General features: G+C 76.0%; 5 protein-coding genes. 3 read left to right on the plus strand and 2 right to left on the minus strand.

The annotated features are described in order from the left end of the window. The first annotated feature begins 216 nt into the window (after nucleotides 1-216). Genes ABZ641_RS26345 through ABZ641_RS26355 form a run of 3 tightly spaced genes read left to right on the plus strand, consistent with a single transcriptional unit; the run spans nucleotide 217 to nucleotide 2,857 of the window. Nucleotides 217-1,062, plus strand: a complete 846-nt coding sequence (locus ABZ641_RS26345) for a S8 family serine peptidase (protein ID WP_344627832.1) — start codon at nucleotides 217-219, stop codon at nucleotides 1,060-1,062. Continuing rightward, the gene (locus tag ABZ641_RS26350) at nucleotides 1,059-1,652 is read left to right on the plus strand and encodes a GAF domain-containing protein (RefSeq protein ID WP_344627833.1); all 594 of its coding nucleotides are present in this window, start codon (nucleotides 1,059-1,061) and stop codon (nucleotides 1,650-1,652) included. Before ABZ641_RS26345 ends, ABZ641_RS26350 begins: the two co-directional genes overlap by 4 nt. A gap of 26 nt (nucleotides 1,653-1,678) precedes the next feature. Beyond that, nucleotides 1,679-2,857 (plus strand): cytochrome P450, encoded by a 1,179-nt coding sequence (locus tag ABZ641_RS26355; protein WP_359985514.1) that lies wholly within the window; start codon nucleotides 1,679-1,681, stop codon nucleotides 2,855-2,857. A gap of 26 nt (nucleotides 2,858-2,883) precedes the next feature. Here ABZ641_RS26355 and ABZ641_RS26360 read toward each other — a convergent pair whose 3' ends face one another. Together ABZ641_RS26360 and ABZ641_RS26365 are read right to left on the minus strand one after the other, a co-directional pair. Then, nucleotides 2,884-3,897, minus strand: a complete 1,014-nt coding sequence (locus ABZ641_RS26360; RefSeq protein ID WP_359985517.1) for a LuxR C-terminal-related transcriptional regulator — start codon at nucleotides 3,895-3,897, stop codon at nucleotides 2,884-2,886. A 133-nt stretch (nucleotides 3,898-4,030) separates the two neighbouring features. Beyond that, the coding region (locus ABZ641_RS26365) for an oxygenase MpaB family protein (RefSeq protein ID WP_359985519.1) at nucleotides 4,031-4,621 on the minus strand (591 nt) is incomplete at its 5' end.

Raw genomic sequence — 4,621 nt, forward strand, 5'->3', positions numbered from 1 at the left:
GTGTTGTGGTATGTGGTTTTGAGCGGTGGCCTTAGGCCAGCCCCCGGCCGGGGCCGCCGGCCCCGCCGCCGGGGCGGGGCCGGCGCCCGCGCCCAAGGGACACGCCGCGGGCCGGCGCAGGGCCGCCGCCGTGGCCGCCCTGGCGGGAGGGACCGCGGCGGCCCGAACGGAGGCGGCCGGCACCACGGCGGCCGGAACGACACAGGAGGAACAGCGATGACCAGTCCCACCGCGCTCACCTGGAGCCTGCGCGGCCGCAGTCCGGCGGACATCCCGGTCGCCGCCGACGGCCCCGAGGTGACACCCGAGTGGGCGTGGGGCGGGTCGACCGGCCGCGGGGTGCGGGTGTGCGTGGTGGACAGCGGCGTCGAGCGCGACCACCCGATGGTCGGGCCGGTGGACGGCTCGTTCGTGGTGCTCAAGGACGAGGACGGGATCCGGGTCGAGCCGACCGACACCGGGGACGTCTGCGGGCACGGCACGGCCTGCGCCGGAATCGTCCGCCGCACCGCGCCGGACTGCGAGCTGTACAGCGTCCGGGTGCTCGGCGAGCGGTTCTCCGGCAGCGGGGACGTGCTGCTCGCCGGGCTGCGCTGGGCGGTCGAGCAGCGCTTCGACGTGGTCAACCTGAGCCTGTCGACCACCCGGACGCGGTTCACCGAGGAGTTGCGGGCGCTCGCCGACGAGGCGTACTTCCACCGCACCGCGATCATCGCCTCGGCGCACAACACCCCGGTGGAGAGCTTCCCGTGGCGGTTCTCCTCGGTGATCTCGGTGGGCAGCCACCAGGAGGACGACCCGGAGCTCCTCCTCTACAACCCGGCCCCGCCGGTCGAGTTCTTCGCGCCGGGGCAGAACGTCACGGTGCCCTGGCTGGGCGGCGCGACGATCCGCACCACCGGCAACAGCTTCGCCACGCCGTACCTCGCCGGCCTGGCCGCCCGGGTGCTCGCCAAGCACCCGCAGCTGACGGTCTTCCAGCTCAAGAGCGCGCTGTACCAGGCAGCGTCCAACGTCCGCGCCGGCAACGGCCTCGAGAACACCACCAGGGGTGCCCGATGAACGGAACCTGCCGCGCCGCCGAGACCGACCCGGTCGCCCGGGACCTGCTGCAGTCGGTGGTCGACACCGCCCGCGCCATCTTCGGCGCCGCCGCCAGCTCGATCTTCCTGCTCGACCGGGAGGCCGACGAACTGGTCTTCCAGGCGGTCTCCGGGGAGGGCGAGGACTTCCTGGTGGGCATGCGCTTCCCGGCGGGACGGGGCATCGCCGGCTGGGTCGCCGGGTCCGGCGAGCCGATGGTGGTCGACGACCTGTCGCAGAGCGCCGGGTTCGCCCGCGACCTCGCCGAGAAGACCGCGTACGTGCCGAACGCGCTGATGGCGGCGCCGCTGCTCGGCCCGGACGGGGTGCTCGGCGTGCTGGAGGTGCTCGACCCGGCGCCGCAGGCCCGCGCCAGCCTCGGCGAACTCGACCTGCTGGCGCTGTTCGCCCGGCAGGCCGCCACCGCACTCGCGGCGGTGCTGGAGCGCCGGGCCGCCGACGCCGGGCAGGCCGCGGCCGCCCGGGTCCTGCGGGACCTGGACGACGCCGGCCGGGCCGCCGGGCTGCGCGCCCTGGAGGCCGTCCGCGACCTGCTCGCCGCGCACTGAGCGGGCCGGGACGGAAGGGGAAGGCGATGACCGCGCACTCGCCGCTCGGCGGCCGCTTCACCGCGGACCCGCACCCGGTGCTGGCCGGGCTCCGCGAGTCCTGCCCGGTGGCCCGGGTCACCACCCCGGCGGGCCGCGCCGTCTGGGTGGTGACCCGGGAGGAGGACGTCCGGGCGGCGTTCACCGATCCGCGGCTCTCGCTGGCCCGGACCCCGCCGCCCGTGACGGGCCGGCCGCGCCGGGCCCTGGACATGACCCTGGTCGACTACGACCCGCCGGACCACACCCGGATCCGCCGGCTCGCCGCCCCGGCGCTCTCGGCGGCCCGGATCGCGGCATACCGCCCCCTGGTGGAACGGGCGGCCCGGGAACAGCTCGCCGCGCTGGCCGCGGACCGGCCGGTCGACCTCCTGGCGCACTTCGCGGCGCCGTTCGCCTTCCGGGTGCTGTGCGAGGTGTTCGGCGTGGCGCAGGCCGACCGGGGGCCGCTGCGGGCCGTGGTCGACGACCTGATCGCGCACCGCGACGTGCCGGCCGCCCAGCGCCGGCTGGACGCCTTCGTCCGGACGGGCACGGCCGGGCGGCTCGCCCGGCCCGGCGGCGAGGACGCCTTCTCCCGGATCGTCGCCGCCTGGTCGCTCCGGACGGACGTCACCGAGGACGAACTCGCCGACCTGCTCGCGATGCTGCTGCTGGCGGGCTTCGACAGCACGGTGCAGATGCTCGCGATGGCCGTACTGGCGCTGCTCGCCCACCCGGCGGAGCTGGCCCGGCTGGCCGCCGACCCGGCGCTGCTGCCCGCCGCCGTCGACGAGCTGCTGCGCTGGGACACCCCCGGCCCGTTCGCCACCACCCGCACCGCGCTGGCGGACGTGCCGATCGGCGGCACGGTGGTGCCGGCCGGCAGCGGCGTGCTGCTGTCGGTCGCCGCCGCCAACCGCGACCCGCGCCGTCACCCCGACCCCGACGTCCTCCGGCTGGACCGGCCGACCGCGGCCCGCCAGCTCGGCTTCGGCCTCGGCCCGCACTACTGCCCGGGCGCACCACTGGCCCGGCTCCAACTCATCGCGGCGCTCGCGGCCCTGCTGAGCCACCGGCCCGAACTACGGGCCGCAGTGCCGCCCGACCAACTGCAGTGGGGCGGCGGCCCCCAACACCGCCGACTGGCCGCCCTGCCCCTCCTCCTCGGCCCAGACCGGCCTTAGGTCGGGTGGGCGATTCAGGGGCGGTCTCACTCGGGTCGCGGGGCGCGGGTGAGGTAGCCCGCCTGGAAGCGGCTGGCGGCGCCGAGCGCGTCCATGATCTCGGCGATGTGTTTGCGGCAGGTGCGCAGCGACATGCCGAGGCGGCGGGCGATCATCTCGTCCTTCATGCCTTCGGCGAGCAGCCGGACGATCGCCTCCTTGATCTCGCCGAGCGAGGAGTCGCCGGCGCAGGAGGGTGCGTAGGGGTCGGCGAGGGTCCAGGAGTGGTCGAAGACCGCGCAGAGGTAGGCGACGGTGGAGGGGTCGCGGACGATCACCGCACCGTCGTAGGCCTCGTGGTGCGGGATGATCACGACCTCCCGGTCGAAGGCGATCATCCGGCCGAACAGGGCGGTGAGGGTGCGTACTTCGGCTCCGGCGCCGGTGATCCGCCGGACGTACTCCTGGGTGGGGGCGTGGCGTCGGGAGGTGTGTTGGTAGAGGGTGCGCATCCGGACGCCGCGGCGGATCATCGCGAGGTCGCGGGCGAAGGCCTGTTCCAGCAGGTGGGGGGCGCGCGGGCCGCCGGGCTGGCAGGTGAGCACCTCGGTGCGGCACTGTTCGGTGAGCCGGCCGATGATGTCGATGACGGCGGCGAGTTCGAGCACTTCGTCGAGGGCGCCGCCGGCGGTGGGCCGGCCGGCGTTGCGGGCGTAGAGCGGGCCGAGGGCGGCGAGTTCGGCGCGGACGCGTTCGGCGTCGGCGAGTTGTCGGCGCAGTTCGGCCTCGGCGGGGGCGACCAGGCTGGCCACGGCGAGGTCGGGCGGGACGGCGATCAGCTGCGGTCGGGCGCCGTCGGGGCCGGGCAGTGGGCGGAGCAGGTGGAGCCGGGTGAGGACGGCGGCGGCGGCCTCGACCTCGGCGGGGTCGAGGTCGAGTTCGTCGGCGGCGGCCGCCGGGTCGAGGCCGCCGTGCCGGGCGGCCCACTGGAAGACCCGTACATCGGTGTCGTCCAGGCCGGGCAGGTCGGTCGTGGCGGCCGGTGGCCCGAAGTGTCCCATCCTCAGCTCCCCACCCGTGCGCCGTGCCGGCGGTACGTCGATGCACATGACATGGAGTCATATAGTAGGACCGGCACATGACATTCAGGAGAACTCCACATTCCGCACGGTGCGGCCACGGCCCGACGGGCCGTCAGACGCCTGCCCGGTTCGCGCCGAGAGCCTCCGCCGGCAGACCGAGCCGCTCCCGGGCCGCCACCAGGTACGGGCCCTCCCACCAGCTGCGCGGCAGGCGGAACGCGGCCGCCCGCAGCGCCCGCGCCTCCAGGCCGGCCGTCCGGTCGGTGATCCACCAGCCGGGCAGGCCGTACATCCGGCGCGCCCAGGCCGGCAGCATCGCGAAGGCCAGGCCGACCAGCCCGGACCAGGCCGGGACGGCGAGCAGGGCACTGCCGTGCAGCGGCGGCAGGAAGGCGAACCGGACGGCCTCCCGGGCGGCCGGGGTCACGCACAGCTCGGGCCGGACCTCGGCGAAGTAGCGGCGCAGCGCCGTGGCGGAGTCCGGCACGTCCGTCCCGGCGGGCACCCCGACCAGCCGGGCGACCGCGCTCTGCTCGCGGAGGTAGGCGTCCGCCTCGGCGGCGGTCAGCGGGAGTCCGGCGCGGCGGACGACGTCGAGGAAGGAGCCCACCTCGCAGGCGTGCACCCAGACCAGCAGCGCCGGGTCGTCCGCCCGGTACGCCCGGCCGGTGGCGGGGTCGGTGCCGCGGACGTGCCGGTGCAC

Origin of the sequence: Kitasatospora sp. NPDC007106 (assembly GCF_040634455.1) — a bacterium.
Lineage (GTDB): Bacteria > Actinomycetota > Actinomycetes > Streptomycetales > Streptomycetaceae > Kitasatospora > Kitasatospora arboriphila.

Bases quoted from the DNA above. Each gene is read 5' to 3' on its own strand.
- ABZ641_RS26355 (WP_359985514.1), top strand. From the start codon at position 1,679: ATGACCGCGCACTCGCCGCTCGGCGGCCGCTTCACCGCGGACCCGCAC.
- ABZ641_RS26345 (WP_344627832.1), top strand. From the start codon at position 217: ATGACCAGTCCCACCGCGCTCACCTGGAGCCTGCGCGGCCGCAGTCCG.
- ABZ641_RS26360 (WP_359985517.1), bottom strand. From the start codon at position 3,897: ATGGGACACTTCGGGCCACCGGCCGCCACGACCGACCTGCCCGGCCTG.
- ABZ641_RS26350 (WP_344627833.1), top strand. From the start codon at position 1,059: ATGAACGGAACCTGCCGCGCCGCCGAGACCGACCCGGTCGCCCGGGAC.